The sequence below is a fragment of the Nonomuraea terrae genome (assembly GCF_044465245.1).
GTDB lineage: Bacteria > Actinomycetota > Actinomycetes > Streptosporangiales > Streptosporangiaceae > Nonomuraea > Nonomuraea terrae.
On record NZ_JBITLL010000004.1, the window covers coordinates 1,153,542 to 1,175,967 of the forward strand.

The following is a 22,426-nucleotide window of genomic DNA, read 5'->3' on the forward strand; positions in this document are numbered from 1 at the left end:
GGGCTCAGCCGCGCCGGGCGGCTTCGAGGGCGAGCCACAGTTCGGCGCGTACGCCGGGGTCGTCGAGGTCGCGGCCGAGCAGCTCGGCGACGCGTCTCATGCGGTAACGCAGGGTGTGGCGGTGCACGCCGAGCCGTTGCGCCGCCGCGTCCCAGTGCCCGTTGCACTCCAGGTACGCGCGCAGCGACCGCACCAGGTCGGCGCGTGAGCCGTACCCGGTGAGAGGGGCCAGGACGGCGGCGGCGAACGCCTGGGCGGCGGCCGGGTCGAGCAGACCGAGCAGCCCCTGTCCCGCCAGGTCCCCGAAGCGCTGCAGCCCCGCACCGCTCTTGGCCGCCAGCGCCCGCGACGCCTGCTCCAGCGCGCCGCGCAGCGCCCCGGCCTCGTACGGGAACGGCAGGCTCGCCCCCACGGGCCCCTCCGCCTCCCGTGCCACCGCCTCGACCTGCCCTTCGCCCACCAGCGCGAACACCACGTCGCCGGCGGGCACGGCGGTGAAGGCGCGGGGTTCGAGGGCGTCGAGTGCGGCGGCGTCCGCCGCGAGCACCACCACGGGGTCGTCGGGCAGACGGCCGCCGATCGGCTCCAGGACCGCGCGGGCCCGGCCCTCCTCACCGGCCAGGAGCAGCTCCAGCACCGCGGTACGGATCCCGCGCTCGGCCCTGAGCCTCGTCCTGCCCTGTTCCATCGCCAGCGTGAGCAACGAGCCGGCGGCGTTGATCACCGTGTGGGTGACCGGCGAGAACGTGTGCGCGGCGCCGACGGCGAAGAAGCCGCGCGGACGCGCGCCGCCGCCCAGCGGCTGCACGACGATACGCTCGCCGGGGCCCGACAACGCCAGGCTGGCCGGCATCCGCTCGGGCGCCATGCCCCACCGCGACGCCTCCGCGGTCGGTTCCCTGGGCGGGGTCTCGTCCTGCGCGTCGGCCGGTCCGATGCGATGGCGGGCGAGTGCGGCGGTCACCTTGTCCGTCACGGCGCCCGGGGTGGCGTGCAGGACCTCGCCCGACTCCCCCAGCAGCGCCGCCCACCCGCCGACCTCCTTGGCCAGCCGGTCGATGACCGCGTGGGTGCCCTCGGGGCGCAGCGCCGCCCGCGTCAGCCGGCCCTGCGCGGCGAAGGCGCGGGTGATCTCGTCGTACTGCTCGGCGGCGAGCAGCTCGCTGACCAGCTTGCCGATCGCGATGAACGGCGTTTCGCGGGGCACCTCCAGCAGTGGCAGCCCGGCCGCCTCGGCGGCCTCGACCAGAGCGGGCGGCGTCTCCTCGTGCGAGACCCCGACCCCGAACCCGAGCCCGGCCACACCGCGCGCCACGAGCCGGGCGACATATCCGGACTGGTCGCCTTCCATCCGCATGCCCGTGGTCAGCAGCAGCTCCCCGCCCTCCAGGTAAGGGGTCGGGTCGGCCAGCTCACTGACCGCCACCCACCGCACGGGAGCGTCCAGCACCCCCTGGCGCGACGTCCCGGCCAGTGGCCGGAGATTCACGCGGCGCACGACGGTCCGCAACGAAGGCGGCATGAGAGTTTTATCCATTCCGGCGAAGACGATCACTCTCAGTGTGACATATCGACGTATCGGCGCAGGTGTGCGCCCACCGTAGCGTCGGAGCCATGAGCATTCCCCAGGAGCGGCGTCTCGTGACCGCCATCCCCGGCCCCAAGTCCCAGGAGTTGCTGGCCCGCAAGCAGGCCGCCGTGCCGCCCGGCATCGGCACCACCCTGCCCGTGTTCGTCACGCGCGCCGGCGGTGGCGTGGTGCAGGACGCCGACGGGAACTCGCTGATCGACTTCGGCTCCGGCATCGCCGTGACGAACGTCGGCAACTCCGCCCCCAGGGTCGTCGAACGCGTCCAGAAGCAGGTCGCCGACTTCACCCACACCTGTTTCATGGTCACCCCGTACGAGTCGTACGTGCGGGTGTGCGAGAAGCTCAACGAGCTCACCCCCGGCGACCACGAGAAGCGCACCTTCCTGGTGAACTCGGGCGCCGAGGCCGTGGAGAACGCGGTCAAGGTCGCCCGGCACGCCACCGGGCGGCCGGCCGTCGTCGTCTTCGACCACGGCTACCACGGCCGCACGCTGCTCACGATGACCCTGACGGCCAAGAACATGCCGTACAAGGAGGGGTTCGGGCCGTTCGCGCCGGAGGTCTACCGGGTGCCGCTGGCCTACCCGTACCGGTGGCCGACGGGGCCGGAGAACTGCGCCGAGGAGGCCGCCGAGCAGGCCATCGACCTGATCACCAAGCAGATCGGCGCGCAGAACGTGGCCGCCGTGGTGATCGAGCCGATCGCGGGCGAGGGCGGGTTCATCGTGCCGGCCCGCGGGTTCCTGCCGCGCGTCGCCGAGTTCTGCCGGGCCAACGGGATCGTGTTCGTGGCCGACGAGGTGCAGACCGGCTTCGCGCGCACCGGGACGCTCTTCGCCTGCGAGGACGAGGGCGTCGTGCCCGACATCATCACCACCGCCAAGGGCATCGCGGGCGGCCTGCCGCTGGCCGCCGTGACCGGCCGGGCGGAACTCATGGACAAGGTGCACTCCGGCGGCCTCGGCGGCACGTACGGCGGCAACCCGCTCGCCTGCGAGGCCGCGCTCGGCGTGCTGGAGACCATCGAGGCGGAGGACCTGGTCGCCAAGGCCCGCCGGATCGGCGAGATCATGCTCCCCCGGCTCCAGGCCATGCGGGAGCGCTTCGACGTGATCGGCGACGTACGCGGCAGGGGCGCGATGATCGCCATCGAGCTGGTCGAGCCCGGCACCAAGGAGCCGAACCCGGCGGCCGTGCAGGAGGTCGCCAGGCGCTGCCACGCGGAAGGCCTGCTGGTGCTGACCGCGGGCACGTACGGCAACGTGCTGCGATTCCTGCCGCCGCTCGTCATGCCCGAGCACCTGCTTGAGGAGGGTCTCGGCATCCTGGAGAAGGCGATCGCCGAACTGTAGACGAAACCCTCTGAAAGGGGCATCCGGCTTGCGGCTGGATGTCCCTTTTTGTGGTGTAAGTGGCGGCAGTCGGGTAGAGAATTCACCCTGACTTGACGCTCAGCTGGACGCTCACGGCCTCGGTCAGGGTTATAACGGTTCCGTCTATACGGAGGGGCAATGGCTGCTGGGAGCGTGATGAACCGGGGTGCGACCAGAGCGGCGCGGAGCACGGTGACGTTCGATCCCGAAGGTCTGACGCCGGCCCAGCGCTACGGCGACGCCTGCGTCGTCTGTCTCAAGAGGTGGCCTCGCCCGCGGGTCCGCGTGGGGGTCCTGCCCGACGAGTCGACCGTCCTGGCCTGCGAAGACTGCGCCGAGGCGCTGGCTCCCTCGCCGGCGGCCACCGTCGTCGCCTTCCCCACCCGCTGATCGGCTATTCGACCAGCTCGCGCCAGCGTTCGGCCCAGGCCGTGTAATCGGGCAGGTCGGCGCACTTGCCCTCGCCGGCCTGGCAGTCGCCGGGCGGGCGCACCGCGAACACCACCCGGTCGAGCACCTTGTCGTCGCCCACGCCGTACAGCTCGCACATCTGCCTGGCCCGCCCCTTGCACGCCTTGTCGCCGGCGGGCGCCATGCCCGCCCACGCCGCCGCGTCACGCTGCCTGTCGGGCGAGGCCACCCAGGTGAGCCACCGGTAGGCGCAGGTGGTGTCGGCGACGTGCGCGCCGAGCATCCACGAGTCGGCCCACCCGGTGGTCTCCCGGGTCTCCAGGGTCTTGACCGGCAGCCCGGCCTTCTGCAGCAGCAGGCGATGGTAAGGGGTGACCTGGGCGTAGTCGAGCGACCCCGTGGCGAACCCCTTCACCAGGTCGATCGCGTCGCGCCAGTACGTGCGCTCCTTCTGCCGCCCGAGCAGCTCCGCCGCCCGGCCGAGGTCGCCGGCCCCCAGCTCGTACGGCTCCTCCGCCGACCCCTCGGCCTGCGCGGCGTCGGCGATCGTCAGCGGATTGTCGCGCAGCGCCGACCGCTCGGAGGTGAACACCTGCTCCAGCCGCGGGTCCTTGACCTTGTCGGAGTCGTAGACGTACTCGTGGTACGCCCACAGGTACGGCACCCCGTAGACCTTGCCGTCCACCGTGGTCATGTCGCGGAACCGCTCGTCGAGGTCGTCGTAGCCGCTCACCTTGGCCGTGTCGATCGGCTGCGCCTTCTTGCCCTCGACGAGGTCGGCGGCCAGCACGGGCCCGGCGGTCATGACGTCGTAGGGCCGGTCGTCGACCTTGGCGGCGAGGTCCTCGGGGCTGTGCGCGATGTCGAGCCGGGCGATCCGGCAGCCGGTCTCCTTCTCGAAGGGGACCACCCAGTTGGCCCGGGGGCTGACGCTGCCGTACTCGGCGTAGCCGCGGTAGGTGAGGATCTGCAGCGTGCCGTCGCTCTGCGTCGCGCTCGGCGACGGGCTGGGCGTCGGGGTGGCGCTCGGGCCGGGGGTGGGGGTGGACCGCGCCGCGCCCATGCCGGCCGCCAGCGCCGTCACGGCGAGCGCCACGGCAAAAGTCCGACGACGATTCACGATCTCCCCTTCATGTCCCCTTCGTCCGTGTGGTGGAGCTTACCGGGGACGAGGCCGGGAGAGACGCCGCTCCCTCCCGGCCGGGTTCGGGAGTGTCACCCGTTGGTGGGGAAGCCCAGGTTGACGCCGCCGTGCGAGGGATCGAGCCAGCGGGAGGTGACGACCTTGCCGCGGGTGTAGAAGTGCACGCCCTCGGTGCCGTGCACGTGGGTGTCGCCGAACAGGGACGACTTCCAGCCGCCGAAGCTGTAGAAGGCCATCGGCACCGGGATCGGCACGTTGACGCCGATCATGCCGACCTCGACCTCGTTCTGGAAGCGCCGGGCCGCGCCGCCGTCGTTGGTGAAGATCGCGGTGCCGTTGCCGTACAGGCCGCCGTTGATCACTTCAAGGCCCTCCTCGTACGAGGAGACGCGGACGATCGACAGCACCGGCCCGAAGATCTCGTCGGTGTGGGTGCGCGAGCCGACGGGCACGTGGTCGAGCACGGTCGGGCCGAGCCAGAAACCCGGTGTCTCCGCCGCCTTGCCGCCGCCGAGCACGGGAGCCTCACGGCCGTCCACCACCAGCTTGGCGCCCTCCTGGACGCCGAGGTCGAGGTAGGAGGCCACCTTGTCGCGGTGGGGCCCGCTGACCAGCGGCCCCATCTGGGCCTTCGGGTCGTCGCCGGGGCCGACCACCAGGTCGTCCACCCGCTCGACGATCTTCTGGACGAGCTCGTCGCCGATCGGGTCGACGGCCAGCACGACGGAGATCGCCATGCAGCGCTCCCCCGCCGAGCCGAACCCGGCCGACACCGCCGAGTCGGCCACCAGGTCGAGGTCGGCGTCGGGCAGCACGAGCATGTGGTTCTTGGCGCCGCCGAGCGCCTGCACGCGCTTGCCGTGCCGGGTGCCGCTCTCGTAGACGTACTGGGCGATCGGGGTGGAGCCGACGAAGGAGACGCCACGCACGTCGGGATGCTCCAGCAGGCGGTCGACGGCGACCTTGTCGCCCTGCACCACGGAGAAGATCCCGTCGGGCAGCCCGGCCTCCTGCCAGAGCCGCGCCATCAGCAGCGACGCCGACGGGTCCTTCTCCGACGGCTTGAGCACGAACGCGTTGCCGCACGCGATCGCGATCGGGAACATCCACATCGGCACCATGGCCGGGAAGTTGAACGGCGTGATGCCGGCCACCACGCCCAGCGGCTGCCGGATCGAGTAGGAGTCGACCTTGGTCGAGACGCCCTCGGAGAAGCCGCCCTTGAGCAGGTGGGGGATGCCGCAGGCGAACTCGACGACCTCCAGGCCGCGGGCCACCTCACCGAGCGCGTCGGAGTGCACCTTGCCGTGCTCGGAGGAGATGAGCGCGGCCAGCTCGTCGCGGTGAGCGTACATGAGCTCGCGGAAGCGGAACAGCACCTGCGAACGCTTGATCAGCGACGCGTCGCGCCAGGCGGGGAAGGCCGCGGCGGCCGCCGCCACGGCGGCGTCCACGTCGGCGGCTGAGGCCAGCGCGACGTGCCCGCTCACCTCGCCGGTGGCCGGGTTGAAGATCTCCGCGGTACGCGCGGGGTCCCCGTCCGCGAGGGCGCCGTTGATCCAGTGCTTGACCGACTTCACTGCTGCTCCGCGTTGATCGTCTCGAGGGCGGCGACGATGATGCCGAGGCCCTCGGTGGCCTCGTCCACCGTCAGCGTGAGCGGCGGGGCCATGCGGATGGCGGTGCCGTAGAGGCCGCCCTTGCCGGCCAGCAGCCCCAGCTTCTTGGTCTCCTCCATGAAGCGGGCGGCCTGCGCCGGCGTCTCCAGCTCGACGGCGAACATCAGGCCCTTGCCGCGGACCTCCTGGACCACGGGCAGCCGCTCGGCCGCCGCCTTCAGCCCGCTGATGATGATCTCACCGGTGCGGGCCGCGTTGGCCTGCAGGTCGTGGTCGAGGACGTAGTCGAGGGTGGCGTTGGCGGCGGCCATGGAGATGGGGTTGCCGCCGAACGTGGACAGGCCCACGGCGTGGGGGGCGTCCATCAGGTCGCCGCGCGCCACGATGCCGCCGACCGCGAAGCCGTTGCCGAGGCCCTTGGCGAACGTGATCATGTCAGGGGTCACGCCGTGGTTCTCGATGCCGAAGAACGCGCTGCCGGTACGGCCCCAACCGGTCTGCACCTCGTCGGAGACGAACAAGATGCCCTGCTCGTCGAGCACCTCCTTGTACGCGGCGAACAGCCCGTCGGGGGCCATCGTGAACCCGCCCACGCCCTGGATCGGCTCGGCGATCAGCGCCGCGACGTCGTTGGAGACGGAGGTGGCCAGCACGTGGCGCAGGTCGTCCACGCACGCCTTGATGTAGTCGGCGTCCGACAGGCCCTTGAACTGGGTGAGGTGCCGGTCGGCGCCGTGCAGGAAGTGCACGTTGAGCGGGGAGAACGAGTTGTTCTTCCAGGACCGGTTGGAGGTGACGCTGATCGCGCCGAAGCTGCGCCCGTGGTAGCTCTGGCGCATGGCCAGCACCTGGTCGCTCTTGCGCGCGTACGTGGCCAGCAGCAGCGCGGTCTCGTTGGCCTCGGTGCCGGAGTTGGTGAAGAAGACCTTGGCGTCGGGGATGCCGGAGAGCCGCGCGATCTTCTCGGCCAGGTCGATCTGGCCGCGCAGCAGGTAGGCGGTGCTGGTGTGCACCACTCCGGTGGCGAGCTGACGCTCGACGGCCTCCCGTACCTCGGGCACGTCGTAGCCGATCATGTTGGTGAGGATGCCGGCGAAGAAGTCCAGGTAACTCTTGCCGTCGGCGTCGACGACCCGGTTGCCCTTGCCGCTGGCGATCTCGATGGGCTCGTTGTAGTTGAGCGCAAGCCAGTTCGGCATCACTGCCCGATGGCGCGCGAGAAGCTCCGACATGTACTGAGTATCCCGTCCCTGTCCGCGATGCTCCTATCCGCAAGCTGTCGGCATGCGGCAAATTCACCTTACAACCTGTAATCGGCCCCTTAGGGGATGTCCCGTGCGTCTGGGGACGTACGGAATCCCCATCATTTACGCCGCAGGAGGCAGTGCGGAAGCCCTCCGCAGGCCGACGCGCCGGCGCACACCTCTCGGCGACGATCGAGTCATCGAGACGAAGGAGAGATCGAGATGACCGTCACCGTCGAGCAGCGCCACCGGACGCCGTCCGGGCCGCCGAAGCTCAGCCGCGAGGAGCTGCTGCGCGCCCAGCGGGAGACCCTGGACACGCCGCGCATGGACTACAGCCTGCTGGCCAGGATGATGTTCAAGCCGGTCGACCTCATGTACGGCAAAGAGGGGTCGTACACGAAGTTCGCCATGCTGGAGATCATCGCGCGGGTGCCGTACCAGGCGTGGGAGCGGATCGGCTACCTGCTCGTGCACCGGCACGCGGGCCGCTCCGCGCTGGCCAGGAGGGTGTTCGAGCGGATCGTGGAGGCCCGCGCCGACCAGGACAACGAGCAGTGGCACCTGCTCATCCTGCAGGACCTCGTGCAGCGCACCGGGCAGCGGCAGTCGTGGCTGCCGCACAAGGTGGCGCCGTGGCTGATCGCGTTCTTCTACTACCACGTGTCCTGGCTGCTGTTCCTCCTCCGGCCGGACTGGAGCTACCGGCTGAACGCGGAGTTCGAGGACCACGCCGAGCACGAGTACATGACGTTCGTGGCCGAGCACCCGGAGCTGGAGCTGGTGCCCGACCCCGGCACGTACGCCGCCGAGTACGGCCGCTACCGTTCGGTGGCCGATCTGCTGCGCCAGATCGGCCATGACGAGCGCACGCACAAGCTCGACAGCCTGGAGAGCATGCGAGAGCCCCGTGTGCGTTAGGCCGGTGCGTGCTCCGGCTCCGGCTCGGGATCCGCGACGGGCGCGGCCGGGCGGAGCACGATGACCGCGAGCAGCGCGGCGGCCACGCAGAAGGCCGCCCCCACCCACGAGCCGAGATGCATGGCGGAGGTGAAGGCCGCGTTGGCGGCCTCGCCGAAGCCCATCGGGTGCGCCGCCCCGATGGACTCCCTGGCCGCGGCGGGCAGCTCGGCCGGCATCTCGGCGGTGTACCGGCCGGCCAGCACGCTGCCCAGCACGGCGATGCTCAGCGCCATGCCGACCTGCTGGACGGTGTCGTTGAGCGCCGAGCCGACGCCGGCGTGCTCGATCGGGATCGCGCCCATGAGCGAGGCGTACGCGGACGGCCCGGCGAGCCCGCCGCCGATGCCCATGATCACCAGCGCGGTGAGCAGCGTCGGGTAGCCGGTGGTCGTGGCCATGACGGCGAAGCCCCCGGCCATGAGCGACAACCCGGCCCCGATCAGCGTCCGGTTGCTGAGCCTCTGCCCGAGTGCGGCTCCGACGCCGTTGAAGACGGCCGCCGCCACCGCGTACGGCAGCATGGCCAGCCCCGCCCGCATCTCCGCATAGCCGAGGACGAACTGCAGGTACTGGGTGAGCATGAGCATCACGGCGCCCGCGCCGAACGACATCAGCAGGATCGAGAACGACGCGCCGCTGAAGTTGCGGTTGGCGAACAGGTGCAGCGGAAGCATGGGCTCCTCCCGGCTGCGCTCCCAGAGCACGAACCCGACGAGGGCGAGCACCGCGAGCGCGATGACCGGGAGGTTCCACTCGCGCTCGATGATCACGTAGACGCCGGCGGTGAGACCGGTGACCGACAGCACCACGCCCACCGGGTCGACCTTCCGGCCCGCGGTGCGCGTCTCCGGCATCAGGACGAGCGCGGCCACGACGGCCAGCGCCGCGACCGGGATGTTCAGCAGGAAGACCGAGCCCCACCAGTAGTGCTCCAGCATGAAGCCGCCCACGGTGGGGCCCGACACCATGCCGACCAGCGCCACGGCGCTCCATGACGCCATCGCCTTGCGCCGCTCGGTGTCGTCGAAGACGGTCATCAGGATCGACAGCGTGGACGGCATGACCAGCGAGCCGCCGACGCCCATCAGGCCACGGGCGGCGATGAGCTGCCAGGGCTCGGTGGCGAGCACGGCGAGCAGCGACGCGCCGCCGAAGAGGACCAGGCCGATGACCAGGAACAGGCGGCGGCCGTACTTGTCGGACAGGCTGCCCGAGGTGATGAGCAGTCCGGCGAAGGCCAGCACGTAGGCGTCGATGATCCACTGGATGTCGGACGGCGTCGCGCCCAGCTCCTCGGTGAGCGAGGGGATGGCCAGGTTGAGCACCGTGTTGTCGATGACCAGGACGAGCATCGTCAGGCAGAGGGCGCCGAGAATCCACCAGCGGCGAGGGTCTCGTACAGTGTTCGAGTTCACTCGCACACCGTACGACGATCCTCGTACACTGTGCGAGTGGTTTTATCCTGGGGTCATGTCGTTCACCTCCGTCTGGCTCCGCGAGCCGCGCAAGCCCAGCGGTCCCGGGCGCAGCCGCGAGGAGATCGTCGCCGCCGCCGTCGAGCTGCTCGACCAGGAAGGGCTCGACGGGCTGAGCATGCGCAAGCTCGGCGCGCGGCTGAGCGCCGGCGCGACCAGCCTCTACTGGTACGTCGCCACCAAGGACGAGCTGCTGGAGCTGGCCTACGACCAGGTCTGGGGCGAGATGGCCGTCGTCGACCCCGACGAGGTGGGCTGGCGCGACGCCCTGTCCGCGCTGGCCCACAGCATGCGCCAGGTCATCCTGCGCCACCCGTGGTCGGGCGACCTGATCGGCCGCCTGCCCGCGCTCGGCCCCAACGCCCTGCACGTCGCCGACCGGATGCGCCGGATGTTCAAGGCGGCCGGCTTCGAGGGGTCCGTCATCGACTTCGCGAGCTCCACGCTCACCGCCTACGTGTTCGGCATGACGATCCCCGAGATCGCCTGGAACGCCACGATGGGCCAGACCCGCTACGACGCCGACGAGATGCGCGCCACCGTCCGCAAGGCCGCCGCCGATTTTCCCGAGATGCTGGAAAGCGTGGACCTGGACGTGTACGAGGATCCGCAGGCCGTGCGCGAGCTCTGCTTCGACTTCGGGCTCGTGTCGGTGCTCGACGGCCTTGAGCGGCGGCTGGCGACGTAGCAGGATCCGGGCATGAGCGATTTCCGTGCCGCCCGAGACTTCCTTCTCGGCGCCGACGCCGCCACCGCCCGCCGCGACTTCCGCTGGCCCGAGCTCACCGAGTTCAACTGGGCGCTCGACTGGTTCGACGGGGTGCTGGCCGCAGAGAGGCCCGACGCCGTCGCTCTCAAGATCGTGGGAGACAGCAGCGCCTCCTACACCTTCGCCGCCCTGTCGGCCCGCTCCAACCAGGTCGCGGGCTGGCTGCACGAGCAGGGGGTGCGCCGCGGAGATCGTGTCCTGCTCATGCTCGGCAACCAGGCCGAGCTGTGGGAGGCGCTGCTGGCGGTGATGAAGCTGGGCGCGGTCGTCATCCCCGCCACGACGCTGCTGACCGCCAAGGACGTCGCCGAGCGGATCGACCGCGGCGGCGTCGCCCACGTCATCGCCAACGCCTCCGACGCCGGCAAGTTCGGCGCCGGCGAGTACACGAAGATCGCGGTCGGCGACGCGTACGGCTGGCTGCCGTACCACGAGGCGTACGACGCGTCCGAGTCCTTCACCCCTGACGGGCCCACGCGGGCCGGCGACACGCTGCTGCTCTACTTCACCTCCGGCACCACCTCCCAGCCGAAGCTGGTCGAGCACACCCACGCCTCCTACCCGGTGGGTCATCTGTCGACGATGTTCTGGATCGGGGTGAAACCGGGTGACGTGCACCTGAACGTGTCGTCGCCGGGGTGGGCGAAGCACGCCTGGAGCAACGTCTTCGCCCCCTGGAACGCCGGGGCCACCGTGCTGGTCCACGACTACAAACGCTTCTCGGCAGCCGCGCTGCTGCAGGTGCTGCGCGACGAGCGGGTCAACACGTTCTGCGCGCCGCCGACGGTGTGGCGGATGCTCATCCAGGAGGATCTCGCCGCCTGGAAGCCGCCGCTGCGTACGGCCGTGGCCGCCGGCGAGCCGCTCAACCCCGAGATCATCGACCAGGTGGCCAAGGCGTGGGGCATCACGATCCGCGACGGTTACGGCCAGACCGAGACCACCGCGCAGATCGGCAACGCGCCGGACGAGCCGGTCAGGCCCGGGTCCATGGGGCGTCCGCTGCCCGGCTACGACGTCGTGCTGATCGACCCGGTCTCGGGCGAGCCGGGGGACGACGGCGAGATTTGCCTGCCGCTGGACGACCGCCGCCCCCTCGGCCTCATGTCGGGATATGTCGATGGATCGGGGGAGGCGATGCGTGACGGCTTCTACCACACCGGCGATGTCGCCACCCGCGACGCCGACGGCTCCATCACCTACGTCGGCCGCACCGACGACGTCTTCAAGGCCTCCGACTACCGCATCTCGCCGTTCGAGCTGGAGAGCGTGCTGCTGGAGCACCCGGCCGTGGCGGAGGCGGCCGTCGTCCCGGCCCCCGACCCGGTGCGCCTGGCCGTGCCGAAGGCGTACGTGACGCTCGCGCCGGGGTTCGAGCCGGATGAGGAGACCGCCCGGTCGATCTTCGAGCACTGCCGCAGGGAGGTGGCGCCGTACAAGCGGGTGCGCCGGCTGGAGTTCGACGAGTTGCCCAAGACGATCTCCGGCAAGATCCGCCGCGTTGAGCTGCGTGTACGCGCGCCGCAGCGCGAGTTTCGCGAGGAGGACCTTATTTCATGAAAAGGGGCACAAAGTGTGATTTGCCCTATCTGCGTTCCTACTACGTGATCAGCTAGGCTCTGCCCCGTGCTGCCCACCATCGCCGACGTTCTCGCCTTGGAGACCGTGCGCCGGGGTAGCCCGCGCGTGGTCGCGGGCGCCGACCGGCTCGACACCAAGGTGCGGTGGGTGCACGTCGGCGAGATCGCCGACATCGCCTACCTGCTCAGAGGCGGCGAGCTGGTGCTCACCACGGGCGTCGCCCTGCCCGACGACCCCGAGAAGCTGACCGACTACATCGGGGAACTGTCCCAGGTCGGCGCCTCGGGGCTGATCGTCGAGCTGGGCCGCAAGTTCGTCGGCGAGCTGCCGGCGGCCGTGGTCAAGTCCGCCGAGGAACACGGCCTGCCGCTCATCGTGCTGACCCGCGAGACGCCGTTCGTGCAGATCACCGAGTCGGTCCACTCCCGGATCATCGACATCCAGCTGGAGGAGCTGCGCGCCTCCGAGCAGCTGCACGAGGTCTTCACCGAGCTGTCGGTCGAGGGCGCCTCGCCGGCCGAGGTGCTGGCCCAGGTCACCCGGCTGTCCGGGCGGCCGGTGCTGCTGGAGAACCTCGCCCATCAGGTGCTGGCCTGCGAGCCCGGCGGGCGCGACGCGGGCAGCCTGCTGGCCGGCTGGGAGTCCAGGTCCCGGGCCGTCGCGCCGGGCGAGCGCACGGCGTACGACCTGGCCTCCGGGTGGCTGGTCACCATGGTGGGCGCGCGCGGGCAGGACTGGGGGCGGCTGATCCTGCTGTGCGAGGCGCCGCCGACGCCGCGCGACATGGTGCTGGCCGAGCGCGCCGCCACCACGCTCGCCCTCGGCCGCCTGCTCGAACGCCACCAGGAGTCGCTCGAACGCCAGGCTCACGGCACGATCATCACCGGCATCCTGACCCACGCCTACGCCGACCCCGAGGAGGCCGCCGCCCGCGCCCGCGCGGTGGGCGTGCCGCTGACGGGCCGCCGGCTGGTCAGCGTGGTCATCCGCCCGACCGAGACCTCCGACCAGGCGCTCGACGGGCACGCCCAGCTCGGCGAGCTGGCCGAGGCGACCGCCGCCGCCTGCCGCGACGAACGCCTGCCCGCCCTGGTCGGCGCGCTCGACCAGGAGCGCATCGGGGTGCTGCTGCCGCTGCCGCCCCGCGCCCAGGCCGACCCCGCCCTGACCTCACTGTCCGAACGGCTCCGCACACTGTGGCCCTCGTCGTTCGTCCTGGCGGCGGGCTCGGTCGTGGAGTCGCTGCGCGACGTACGCCGCAGCTTCCTCGAAGCCGAGCAGGTGGCCGACGTGGCGGTCCGCCAGCCCGACGGCCGGGCCGTCTACCGGCTGCCCGACCTGCGCCTGCGCGGCCTGCTCCACCTGCTGCGCGACGACGCGCGGCTGCAGACGTTCGCCGAACGGGAGCTCGGCGCGCTGCTGGCCCACGACGCCCAGCGGGGCGGCGACCTGACCCGCATCCTGCGCGTCTACCTCGACTCCGGGCGCAACAAGGCCGTCGCCGCGCAGCGGGCGCACCTGTCCAGGCCCGCCTTCTACGACCGCCTGCGCCGCCTCGAACGCATCCTCGACACCCACCTCGACGACGTGGAGTCGTGCCTGTCACTGCACGTCGCCCTGCTGGCCCTGGAGTCCTTCCGCCGGGAGACGCGCTGACCGGCTTACTGTCGCTGGTGTGCCCCTCTTCTACAACGTCATCGAAGCCGCCGCCCACAGGCTGTCGATCGTGCCCCCGATGTTCGACTACTTCGGCGCCCTGGGGCTGCACGCGCTCGTCGCGGCCGCCCGGCTGGGGGTCTTCGACGCCCTGCGCTCCCGGCCGCTGACCGACCACGAGCTCGCCGCCGCGCTCGGCGTGGACCCCGTCGCGGCCGGCGTGCTGTTACGGACGCTGGCCGGGCTCGGCTACTTACGGGTCAGGGGCGGCCGGTACCGGCTGAGCCGCGCCGCGAGGCTGTGGTTCACGACCGGCTCGCCGACGTCCCTGGTGGCCGGGCTGGAGTTCTGGGAGCGTACCGCGTGCGTGATCTGGCCCGAGGTCGAGCGGGCCGTACGCGGCGGCGCGCCCGTCATCCCCTTCTACGCGTTGCTGGAGAGCGACCCCGCGCTGTCGCGGTCGTTCCAGGCATGGACGGCGGCGCTGGCCCGGCAGCAGGCGCCCGCCGTGGCGCGGGCCGTCTCCGTGCCGCGCGGCGCCCGGCTGCTGCTCGACGTGGGCGGCGGCCACGGGCTGTTCAGCGTGGCGCTGCTGCGCCGCCACCCCGCGCTGCGGGCCACCGTCATCGACCTGCCGCAGGCGCTGCTGGCCGCCGCCGACCACCCCCGCCTGACACCACGCGCGGGCTCGTTCCTGGATGACGACCTCGGCGACGGGTACGACGTCGCCCTGCTGTTCAACGTCGTGCACGGCCTGACCGACGACGAGACGGCCACCCTGCTGCGGCGCCTGGCGGCGGCGCTCAACCCGGGCGGGACGCTCGTCGTCGGCGACCAGTTCGGCGACAGCCTCATGCCCGGCCGGGCCAGCCGCGCCCTGCTCCACCTGCTCGACCTCAACTACCTGGTCGCCGTGGGCGGGAAGGTGCGCGGCCGGCGCGAGATCGCGGCCCTGCTGCGCACGGCGGGCTTCCGCGACGTACGGCACCGCCGCCCGCTCCGCTCCCCGGTCACGGAGCTCGCCGTGGCTAGAACCCCATCGCGGTCTGCGCCTCGTCGAGCGTGAGGACCGCCCGCTCGCGGGCCCTGGCGTTGCCCTCGGCCAGGATCTGCCGGACGTCGGCCTCGGTGTACTCCGCCCGCCGCCGCCTGATCGGCCGCAGGAAGTCGTTCACCGCCTCCGTGGTCACCCGCTTGAGCGTGGCGGCGCCGCCGTCGCCGATCTCGTCCGCGAGCTCGCGCGGCGAGCGCCCCAGGCACAGACCGGCCAGCGTGAGCAGGTTGGACACCCCCGGCCGGCGCTCCTCGTCGAACGTGATCAGCCGCTCGGAGTCGGTGACGGCCTTGCGAATGAGGGCGGCCGTCTCGTCCTCGGTGGCCGACAGGGCGATCGCGTTGCCGCGGCTCTTGCTCATCTTGCCGCCGTCGAGTCCCTTGAGCAGCGGCTGCTCGCCCATCATGGCCTCCGGCAGCGGGAACACCTCCCCGTAGCGCTCGTTGAAGCGCCGCGCCACCAGCCGCGTCACCTCGACGTGCGGCAGCTGGTCCTTGCCCACGGGCACCAGCGTGCCCTTGCAGAACAGGATGTCGGCGGCCTGGTGCACCGGATAGGTGAACATCAGGCCGCTCACCGCGCTCTGCGAGCTGTGCGCGATCTCGTCCTTGACCGTGGGGTTGCGCCGCAGCTCCGACACCGACACCAGGCTCAGGAACGGCAGCATCAGCTGGTTCAGCTCGGGGATCGCGCTGTGCTGGAAGATCGTGGCCTTGGCCGGGTCGATGCCGACCGCCAGGTAGTCGAGCAGCAGCCCGGTGGTGTGCCGCCGGATCTCGCCCGGCACGTCTCGGTCGGTGATCACCTGATAGTCGGCGATCAGCACGTACATGGGGAATTTGTCCTGCAGCATCACCCGGTTGGCCAGTGAGCCGAAATAGTGGCCCAGATGCAGCGGACCGGTCGGGCGGTCGCCCGTGAGCACGACGTCGTTCATCGAGGTTTCTCTCCTTGGGATCATGCCGTCCCGGAGAGCCGCGCACCGTGGGCCGTCTCAGGGACGGCCAGGCAGGTGGATTCAGCGGCCGTCTGTCGGCCGCCACCACAGGCAGATGAGGGTGCGAGTCACATATCCCAGAATATCTGCTGCCGGTGTCAATCTCGTAACCTCTTTACCCGTTTGGCGCGTTCTCCTGCCCCGTGGACCTTGATCTCGTCAGGATGGTGCGGTCCGTTTTCCGCCCTCTGGAGAGTTCATGTCTCGACGCACCCTCGCCGCCGGCGGTCTTGCCACAGCCGCGGCGCTCACCCTCACCGCTCTGCCCGCCACGGCGGAGCAGTCGGTGAGGTTCCCGTCGGCAAGGTTCCCTCTGGGCACCAGGCCAGTGCCGATGAAGACCATGACCACCGTGACCCAGGGCATCGACCTGTACGACGTGAAGGCGGGCACGCACACCGACGGCTACACGGTGACCGTGCTCATGCCGAACGGCCGCGACTACGGGACGCTCACCACCGCCGAGCTCAAGGTCGCCGAAGTGGAGGCGGCCGGGGAGAGCGCCAGCCTGCAGAAGGTGATCAGGCCCGGCGTCGCCGACTCCCCGTCCCAAACCGTGTACATGGTCCGCGTCGGCCTGTGGGCCTTCAAGGAGAAGAAGAAGGCCGAGAAGACGGCCGCGACGCTCAAGGACGCCGGCCTCAAGGTGAAGGTCGACTACCTCGGCGACGACGGGCTCAAGACGACCGGCCCCTGGAACGCCAAGGTCGTCATGATCGACCCCAGAACGTTCCGCGGCTCGTACGCCGCCTCGCTCGGCGGCAGCGTGGCCAAGCGGGAGACCGTCTCCTCGATGGCCAGGGCGAGCAAGGCGCTGGTCGGCGTCAACGGCGGCTTCTACAACATCCACACCTCCCCGGCCCTGCGCGGCGAGCCCCTGGGGGCGTCCGTGGTGCGCGGCCGGCTGCTGAGCGAGGCCGTGCCCGGCCGCTCGGCGGTGGTGCTCAGGGGCCGTACCGCCAAGATCACCGAGCTGGAGACCTCCGTCACCGCGACGTCCGAGGACGGCACGCGGACCCGGGTCGACGGCGTCAACCGGGCTGCCGCCACGGACGAGCTGGTCCTCTACACCGAGGAGTTCGGCGCCAAGACCCCCACGGGCGGCGTCGACGCGATCCTCGACGCTAACGACCGTGTCCTCCGCCTGCGTCCCTCCGGTCGTGCGGTGGGCGCCGGGACACGCGTCCTGCACGGCAACGGTCTGGTCGGCGACTGGCTCAACGAGCACGCCTGGGAGGGGTGGACGGTCAAGATCGACACCCGCGTGATCGACCTGCGGACGAAGAAGGCCCTCAAGCTGACCCCGGACCTGCACGTCGTCGCGGGCGGCGTCGGCCTCGTCCGCAACGGCGAGGTCAAGATCACCGCAAAGCGGGACGGGCACGACTCGATGAACATGATCCTCCGCCGCCACCCGCGCACCCTGGTCGGCACCACCAAGGACGGCAGCCTGATCCTGGCCGCCATCGACGGACGCCGCCCCGGCGAGACCATCGGCGCGAACTTCGTGGAGGCGGCCCAGTTCATGCGCTGGCTCGGCGCGACGCAGGCGATCAACCTGGACGGCGGCGGATCGACGACCCTGGTCGTCGGCAAGAAGCCGGTCAACCGCCCCGCCGACGGTGCCGAACGCGCCGTCGGCGACGCCCTCCTCGTCCTACCGAGGTAACCCCGCAACGGGGACCCCGTTGCGGCGGGATCCCCGTTGCGGCGGGATCCCCGTTGCGGCAGGAGTCCCGTTCCAGCAGGTTCCCGTTGCGGCGCGATCCCCGTTGCTGATGGGTCCCCGTTGCGGCAGGGTTCCCGTTGCGGCGGAGTTCCTGTTGCGGCAGGGGCCCGTGCCAGCAGGTTCCCGTTGCGGCGGGGTTCCCGACCGGCAAGGTATGTACGGCGGATCCCCGACCGGCGAGCCCCTGTTCCGCGAGGCCCCTGACCGGCGAAGTCCTTACGCGGAGGATCTCCGACCGGCTGGGGCCAGGTGCGGTGCGGGCCCGTCGCCCGGGGACATCCGGCAGGGTTCCAGTGCGACGGGCCCGTCGCGCCAGGCCATCAGGACACCGGCAGCCCGGTGTCCTCCTTCACCGCCTTCATGGCGAGATGCGAGGTGACCTGCGCCACCCCCGGCAGCCCGGACAACGTCTCGGAGTAGAACCGCTCGTAGGCCGCCAGGTCCGCGACCGCCACCCGCAGCAGGAAGTCGGGATCACCGAACAGCCGGTACGCCTCCACCACCTCCGGCATCTCCGCCACCCGCCCCTCGAAGTCCGCCACGGTGTCGTGGTCCTCGTACCGCATCACCACCGTGACGAACGCCTGGAACCCCCGCCCCACCGCGTCACCGTCGAGCAGCGCCCGATAGCCGCGGATCACGCCGGTCTCCTCCAGATGGCGCACCCGGCGCAGGCACGGCGACGGCGTGAGGCCCACCCGATCGGCCAGCTCGGTGTTGCTGAGTCGCCCGTCGCGCTGCAGCTCTAGAAGGATCCTGCGGTCAATCCGATCCATGACGCAACATCCTGCCACATATGCCGACGTCCCAGCATAAATCAACCATCGCCTGCCACTCCTCCTCGACTACCGTCGGCCGCGAGGAGGTGAGAGCCCGTGGACCTGCGACTCGTCCTGCTCTTCCTGGGCATGGATCTGCTGCTCGTCTGCACGCCCGGCCCCGACATGCTCTACGTGACGGCCCGCTCCCTCGGACAGGGCCGTCGCACGGGGCTGATGGCGGTGACCGGCATCTGCTGCGGCTACGCGGTGCACACCGTCCTGGCCGCCGCCGGGCTGGCCGCCGCACTGCGCGCCGTCCCCGCCGCCCTGCCCGCGATGCGCTACGCCGGCGCGGCATACTTGGTGTTCCTCGCCGTACGCACCCTCATGAGTCTGCGCAACCGCACCGGCCCCGCGCTCGGTTCCTCCACCCCCGACCCGGCGGGGAAAGTGCTACGCCAGAGCATCCTCACGGCCCTGCTCAACCCGAAGGGCCTCCTGCTCTACCTGTCGCTGATGCCCCAGTTCATCGCCACCGGCACGACGGTCCCCATCGGTCTCCAGCTCACCGCACTCGGCCTGCTCCACGTCGTGAACTGCGCGATCCTGTACGGCTTGATCGCCCTGGCCACCGCCCGAGCCGGCCAAGCTCTCACCGGCACCCCGCAGGCCACCCACCGAATCTCCGCCGTGTCCGGCACGCTGCTCCTGGTGGTCGCGGCCGCCACCCTCACCGCCCACTGACGCCGCCTCAGGGAGGCTCCGCACCTTCCCCGAAGCCTGCGAGACGATACCGGCTGCGGGCCGCTCGCGTCCGCCGACCAGCGAGCTGCAGCTCGACACGGACACGGCCGACCTGACACAACCCCTGGTCAACGGCCGGAGATGGCGGCTCTTCTTGCTTACTTGGACTCGACGCGCCCGAGCGGGTTGGAGCCGGCCATCAGGGCGTCACACGCCACCTGCCAAGCGGGGTCATCGAGGTAGAGCTCACTGCGGAGGTAGGCCGAGGTGAGCCGCTGCACCACGGCCACCCGCTCGGGGTTCTCGTCCGTGGTCTCGGCGACGTCATATCCGGAGACCCCGCCGAGCCCGTGCTCTGCGCCGAACAGGGTGAGCAGGGACTTCGGGCCAGGAGAGAGGACGTAGGGATCGGTGTGCCACTCCGCGCCCCGAACCGTCAGGTGAGCAGAGGTGTCATTGTCACCGGCGACCACGAGCGCGGGCGTCGCCATCTCGGAGAAGTCCGTGGTCAGGAAGAACGAGTAGTTCTCGGCCGCGTACGCACTGAGAGCATCGCCGCCCCTGCCAGGCGCGGCAAGCAGCACACCCGCCTTGATCCGAGGCTCGGCCAGGTTCACTTCCTTTCCGTCATCGGGATCCGTCAGCCGCGCGCCCAGCAGCAGGCCGGCAGTGTGCCCGCCCATCGAGTGCCCCGCCACGGCGACCTTGCCCCAGTCCAGGCGCCCAAGGAGCTGCGGCACGGCGGCCTCGATCGCGTCGAGTCGGTCGAGGACGCGCGACATGTCCTCGGCCCGTGATCGCCAGTACAGCGGCGCCTCAGGGTGACCGGGATCCAGACGCAACGTCCTCGAGCTCAGATGCGTGGGCTGGATGACGACGAAGCCGTGCGCCGCCCAGTAGTGGGCGAGCGGGGCATAGCCGTTCAGCGAGGACAGGTTGTTCGAGGGCCCGTGGCCGTGCGAGAGGAGGATGATCGGCAGCTCGCTCCCGGTCACGGGCGCGGAGACACGCACCTGCAGATCCACCGCGCGACCTGGAGCGGACAGCACCACCGGACTGACCGAGAGGACGGGAGCGGACGCGCTCAGCGCGTCCACGGCGAAGGTCGATTCACTCATGATGTGGCTTCTCTTTCCAAAGGCTTCGCCGTCGGTCTTGTCCGGCGGACGGCAGGTGAGGCGGCAAGCGAAGGCCGCCCGTTCCGCGGAAACGGAACACTGTCCCGAAACTATACGGAACGGCTTTCCGTTTCGTCAATCGCCGGCTGAGAGGAGAGACCGATGCCCGCCGCAGCCCAGGTACTGGCCCGAGGCAGCACAGCAACGCACTGCGCAAACGAGCAGGCCCTTCTTGCGCCGCCTCCGACCCGCTTGCCTCCGACCTTGCTTATCGCCGACGCTGCCGCCGCCGCTCGTCAACCCCAGCATCGACGCGCCGATACCTGATAACACGGCCAGACCCGACATCAGCCACCGGCATCGGGAGGATCCACCGCCATTTGCCACTGTGGGCGACACCCCAGTACCGCCGCCACGTAGAAACACGCGCCGAAACCGGCCAACCTTGCCGACCGGTGTCAACACTCCCCTCGCAGCTCTTCGCCGGCGGGTCGACCTCTTCGTTGACCTCCTGGTCACGAACCCGGGCTCGCCAATGCGTTGCGATCAGACACCAGCACCTTCGACCGTTGACACCTATTTCCTCCACCGATTGGCGCCCCGTGCGTGGGCGTTGCTCGACATAGCCGCCATCCCCAGCAAACCCGGGCCGGCATGCACACCCATCGCACTGAGGCGCGGCATCGGAAACCTCTACACCGAACCCGACAGCCACGCCGCACCATGCCCCCGCCGATTGATCGCCTTCCCTCAATGGACGACAGGCGACCGCAGGTCGGCAGTCAGCACATATGAGAGGAGAGAACTATGCGGACAGCATTGCGCCATCGGCCTCCCTCAGTGACAGAAGAGCAGGCCGCGGTAGTGAACTGGGCGCGCACGCTGTCGGCCATCGCGGCAAGCACAACGGCATGCCGATGTGCACCGGGACACCCGAGAAGTCCATCCCAGACGGACGTAGCGGTTACAGGATCGCCGGCATCTTCATTACCAAGAAGTGCTCGAAGGAGATCGGTGCGGATCTTACGCAGCATGAGCTCATCCACAAGAACCAGTGGTGTTGCCATGCAAGCAGACCGGCTTCTGGTACGCAGTCCCACCCCCTACCCGGCCGCAGGTCACAACGCGTTCACCAATCGCTGCGAAATAAAGGCGGACCTGAAGAAAGGGTGGCTGAACAAACTGTTGACCGCCAGTAACGTCCTCGCCAGGATTCAGGGCATGAAGAACGTGACTTCGAAATGCATCACTGTTCTGGGGCTCGCTTACGTGACCGTTGCCTGCGGCTACGGCAGCCCGGCGTCCGGTGGCTTGACCGGAGTAACGGTGAACGCCGACGGGCAGCTTACGATGGTGGCGTCCTGGTGCGGGAATGCCCCGGACGGAGTGGTGGTCCACCGGCGCGCCGCCGGCGAACTCCTGGAGCATGCCGACATCAAGGCGCCATCGATGACCGGCGGCATCATGTCCATGAACTTGGAGGAGATGCCCGCCGGGTGGTCCCTTCAGGAGGGAAGCCTGGATTTCGAGGACGGGCAGACGTACCTGATCGCCGCGTATTCCTTGGAAACCCATACGAGGTTCGCCGATGCCTACTTCACCACTCAGTCCAAACAGAAAATCGCGCAGGGCGAGGTGATGATCCCGGATCACTCGACCACGCCCGCCAAAGACGCCTTCCTGACGGAGGGCGAGTTTGTGGCGCAGGCGGAACATCAATGCTGAACAACTCGGCGACATGGTCCTGCTCCCGCCCGAACGCGCCGTGGCACGCCAGGTAGCTCCGAGATGTCGCAGTTCTGGCGTGCTTGGTACAGGACGACCACCCTCTCCGGGCAGGCGCGGTCGTTATCCACGATCGCTTCAACGCATAAGGCTTGCAAGACCTCCCGCACGTCCCCGACTACGCCGCACAGCAAGCCCGCGTTGAACGCTTCTACGCAAGCGCCGGCCATGGTCGTCGGAACACACAACCCACGAACGCAGAAAGGGCCCCACGCATCAGCGTGGAGCCCTCGGACTATCAGCGCGGAGCACTCGTAAAACACCAAAAAGAAGAGGGAGGCCCCGACACCCACAGGCGTCGAGACCCCCCTCAAAAAATTGTCCGGCGGTGACCTACTCTCCCACACCCTCCCGAGTGCAGTACCATCGGCGCAGAGAAGCTTAACTTCCGGGTTCGGAATGTAACCGGGTG

Annotated in this window: 18 protein-coding genes and 1 rRNA gene; 10 read left to right on the top strand and 9 right to left on the bottom strand. The window is 70.1% G+C overall.

Annotated elements, in window-relative coordinates; all coding sequences use genetic code 11:
* Positions 1-4: 4 nt before the first annotated feature.
* Positions 5-1,489 (bottom strand): PucR family transcriptional regulator, encoded by a 1,485-nt coding sequence (locus tag ACIBP6_RS23600; protein ID WP_397055328.1) that lies wholly within the window; start codon positions 1,487-1,489, stop codon positions 5-7.
* A 125-nt stretch (positions 1,490-1,614) separates the two neighbouring features.
* On the opposite strand from ACIBP6_RS23600, the gene gabT reads away from it, so the two are divergent.
* Positions 1,615-2,943, top strand: coding sequence for a 4-aminobutyrate--2-oxoglutarate transaminase (gene gabT / locus ACIBP6_RS23605; protein WP_132619309.1), 1,329 nt, complete (start codon positions 1,615-1,617; stop codon positions 2,941-2,943).
* 159 nt (positions 2,944-3,102) lie between these two features.
* Positions 3,103-3,354 carry a hypothetical protein gene (locus ACIBP6_RS23610; protein WP_246075452.1) on the top strand — a complete coding sequence of 84 codons (252 nt, stop codon included), beginning with the start codon at positions 3,103-3,105 and terminating at the stop codon, positions 3,352-3,354.
* A gap of 4 nt (positions 3,355-3,358) precedes the next feature.
* On the opposite strand, the gene ACIBP6_RS23615 is transcribed toward ACIBP6_RS23610, so the two are convergent.
* The 3 genes from ACIBP6_RS23615 to ACIBP6_RS23625 all read right to left on the bottom strand — a co-directional run bounded on the left by ACIBP6_RS23615 (position 3,359) and on the right by ACIBP6_RS23625 (position 7,370).
* On the bottom strand, positions 3,359-4,495 hold the full coding sequence (locus ACIBP6_RS23615; protein WP_397055330.1) for an extracellular solute-binding protein: 1,137 nt from the start codon (positions 4,493-4,495) through the stop codon (positions 3,359-3,361).
* Between the two features lie 95 nt (positions 4,496-4,590).
* A complete protein-coding gene (locus ACIBP6_RS23620; RefSeq protein WP_397055332.1) occupies positions 4,591-6,099 on the bottom strand; it encodes a CoA-acylating methylmalonate-semialdehyde dehydrogenase in 1,509 nt (502 codons plus the stop codon).
* Complete coding sequence (locus ACIBP6_RS23625; protein ID WP_397055334.1) at positions 6,096-7,370, bottom strand: aspartate aminotransferase family protein; 1,275 nt, start codon at positions 7,368-7,370, stop codon at positions 6,096-6,098. Before ACIBP6_RS23625 ends, ACIBP6_RS23620 begins: the two co-directional genes overlap by 4 nt.
* Positions 7,371-7,604: 234 nt before the next feature.
* Here ACIBP6_RS23625 and ACIBP6_RS23630 point away from each other — a divergent pair, with 234 nt between their 5' ends.
* Positions 7,605-8,303, top strand: coding sequence for an alternative oxidase (locus ACIBP6_RS23630; RefSeq protein WP_397055336.1), 699 nt, complete (start codon positions 7,605-7,607; stop codon positions 8,301-8,303).
* On the opposite strand, the gene ACIBP6_RS23635 is transcribed toward ACIBP6_RS23630, so the two are convergent.
* Positions 8,300-9,760 (bottom strand): MFS transporter, encoded by a 1,461-nt coding sequence (locus tag ACIBP6_RS23635; RefSeq protein ID WP_397055338.1) that lies wholly within the window; start codon positions 9,758-9,760, stop codon positions 8,300-8,302. The two genes, ACIBP6_RS23630 and ACIBP6_RS23635, sit on opposite strands and share 4 nt — an antisense overlap.
* 55 nt (positions 9,761-9,815) lie before the next feature.
* Here ACIBP6_RS23635 and ACIBP6_RS23640 point away from each other — a divergent pair, with 55 nt between their 5' ends.
* The 4 genes from ACIBP6_RS23640 to ACIBP6_RS23655 all read left to right on the top strand — a co-directional run bounded on the left by ACIBP6_RS23640 (position 9,816) and on the right by ACIBP6_RS23655 (position 14,892).
* Positions 9,816-10,508 carry a TetR/AcrR family transcriptional regulator gene (locus tag ACIBP6_RS23640; RefSeq protein WP_397055340.1) on the top strand — a complete coding sequence of 231 codons (693 nt, stop codon included), beginning with the start codon at positions 9,816-9,818 and terminating at the stop codon, positions 10,506-10,508.
* 12 nt (positions 10,509-10,520) lie between these two features.
* Entirely contained in the window at positions 10,521-12,149 is a 1,629-nt protein-coding gene (locus ACIBP6_RS23645; protein WP_397055342.1) for an AMP-binding protein, read from the top strand.
* 66 nt (positions 12,150-12,215) lie between these two features.
* Positions 12,216-13,826 (top strand): PucR family transcriptional regulator, encoded by a 1,611-nt coding sequence (locus ACIBP6_RS23650; protein WP_397055343.1) that lies wholly within the window; start codon positions 12,216-12,218, stop codon positions 13,824-13,826.
* 19 nt (positions 13,827-13,845) lie between these two features.
* Positions 13,846-14,892: a methyltransferase gene (locus tag ACIBP6_RS23655; protein WP_397055344.1), complete on the top strand. Its 1,047-nt coding sequence runs from the start codon at positions 13,846-13,848 to the stop codon at positions 14,890-14,892.
* Here the strand turns inward: ACIBP6_RS23655 and trpS are convergent.
* Entirely contained in the window at positions 14,855-15,817 is a 963-nt protein-coding gene (gene trpS, locus ACIBP6_RS23660) for a tryptophan--tRNA ligase (protein ID WP_397055346.1), read from the bottom strand. The two genes, ACIBP6_RS23655 and trpS, sit on opposite strands and share 38 nt — an antisense overlap.
* Positions 15,818-16,076: 259 nt before the next feature.
* Between trpS and ACIBP6_RS23665 the strand changes: the two genes are divergently transcribed.
* Positions 16,077-17,546 carry a phosphodiester glycosidase family protein gene (locus tag ACIBP6_RS23665; protein WP_397055348.1) on the top strand — a complete coding sequence of 490 codons (1,470 nt, stop codon included), beginning with the start codon at positions 16,077-16,079 and terminating at the stop codon, positions 17,544-17,546.
* A 380-nt stretch (positions 17,547-17,926) separates the two neighbouring features.
* On the opposite strand, the gene ACIBP6_RS23670 is transcribed toward ACIBP6_RS23665, so the two are convergent.
* Positions 17,927-18,382, bottom strand: coding sequence for an Lrp/AsnC family transcriptional regulator (locus ACIBP6_RS23670; RefSeq protein ID WP_397055350.1), 456 nt, complete (start codon positions 18,380-18,382; stop codon positions 17,927-17,929).
* Positions 18,383-18,481: 99 nt separating this feature from the next.
* Between ACIBP6_RS23670 and ACIBP6_RS23675 the strand changes: the two genes are divergently transcribed.
* Entirely contained in the window at positions 18,482-19,111 is a 630-nt protein-coding gene (locus tag ACIBP6_RS23675; protein WP_397055352.1) for a LysE family translocator, read from the top strand.
* Positions 19,112-19,269: 158 nt separating this feature from the next.
* On the opposite strand, the gene ACIBP6_RS23680 is transcribed toward ACIBP6_RS23675, so the two are convergent.
* On the bottom strand, positions 19,270-20,229 hold the full coding sequence (locus tag ACIBP6_RS23680; protein WP_397055354.1) for an alpha/beta hydrolase family protein: 960 nt from the start codon (positions 20,227-20,229) through the stop codon (positions 19,270-19,272).
* A gap of 1,065 nt (positions 20,230-21,294) precedes the next feature.
* Between ACIBP6_RS23680 and ACIBP6_RS23685 the strand changes: the two genes are divergently transcribed.
* Entirely contained in the window at positions 21,295-21,954 is a 660-nt protein-coding gene (locus ACIBP6_RS23685; RefSeq protein WP_397055356.1) for a hypothetical protein, read from the top strand.
* A 380-nt stretch (positions 21,955-22,334) separates the two neighbouring features.
* On the opposite strand, the gene rrf is transcribed toward ACIBP6_RS23685, so the two are convergent.
* Positions 22,335-22,426: ribosomal RNA gene (rrf, locus tag ACIBP6_RS23690) — 5S ribosomal RNA — on the bottom strand; the annotation flags it as partial.

Excerpts from the sequence above, each read along its gene's own strand:
- gabT (WP_132619309.1), top strand. The coding sequence starts at position 1,615 with ATGAGCATTCCCCAGGAGCGGCGTCTCGTGACCGCCATCCCCGGCCCC.
- ACIBP6_RS23610 (WP_246075452.1), top strand. The coding sequence starts at position 3,103 with ATGGCTGCTGGGAGCGTGATGAACCGGGGTGCGACCAGAGCGGCGCGG.
- ACIBP6_RS23625 (WP_397055334.1), bottom strand. The coding sequence starts at position 7,370 with ATGTCGGAGCTTCTCGCGCGCCATCGGGCAGTGATGCCGAACTGGCTT.
- ACIBP6_RS23630 (WP_397055336.1), top strand. The coding sequence starts at position 7,605 with ATGACCGTCACCGTCGAGCAGCGCCACCGGACGCCGTCCGGGCCGCCG.
- ACIBP6_RS23640 (WP_397055340.1), top strand. The coding sequence starts at position 9,816 with ATGTCGTTCACCTCCGTCTGGCTCCGCGAGCCGCGCAAGCCCAGCGGT.
- ACIBP6_RS23645 (WP_397055342.1), top strand. The coding sequence starts at position 10,521 with ATGAGCGATTTCCGTGCCGCCCGAGACTTCCTTCTCGGCGCCGACGCC.
- trpS (WP_397055346.1), bottom strand. The coding sequence starts at position 15,817 with ATGAACGACGTCGTGCTCACGGGCGACCGCCCGACCGGTCCGCTGCAT.
- ACIBP6_RS23665 (WP_397055348.1), top strand. The coding sequence starts at position 16,077 with ATGTCTCGACGCACCCTCGCCGCCGGCGGTCTTGCCACAGCCGCGGCG.
- ACIBP6_RS23670 (WP_397055350.1), bottom strand. The coding sequence starts at position 18,382 with ATGGATCGGATTGACCGCAGGATCCTTCTAGAGCTGCAGCGCGACGGG.
- ACIBP6_RS23680 (WP_397055354.1), bottom strand. The coding sequence starts at position 20,229 with ATGAGTGAATCGACCTTCGCCGTGGACGCGCTGAGCGCGTCCGCTCCC.
- ACIBP6_RS23685 (WP_397055356.1), top strand. The coding sequence starts at position 21,295 with ATGCAAGCAGACCGGCTTCTGGTACGCAGTCCCACCCCCTACCCGGCC.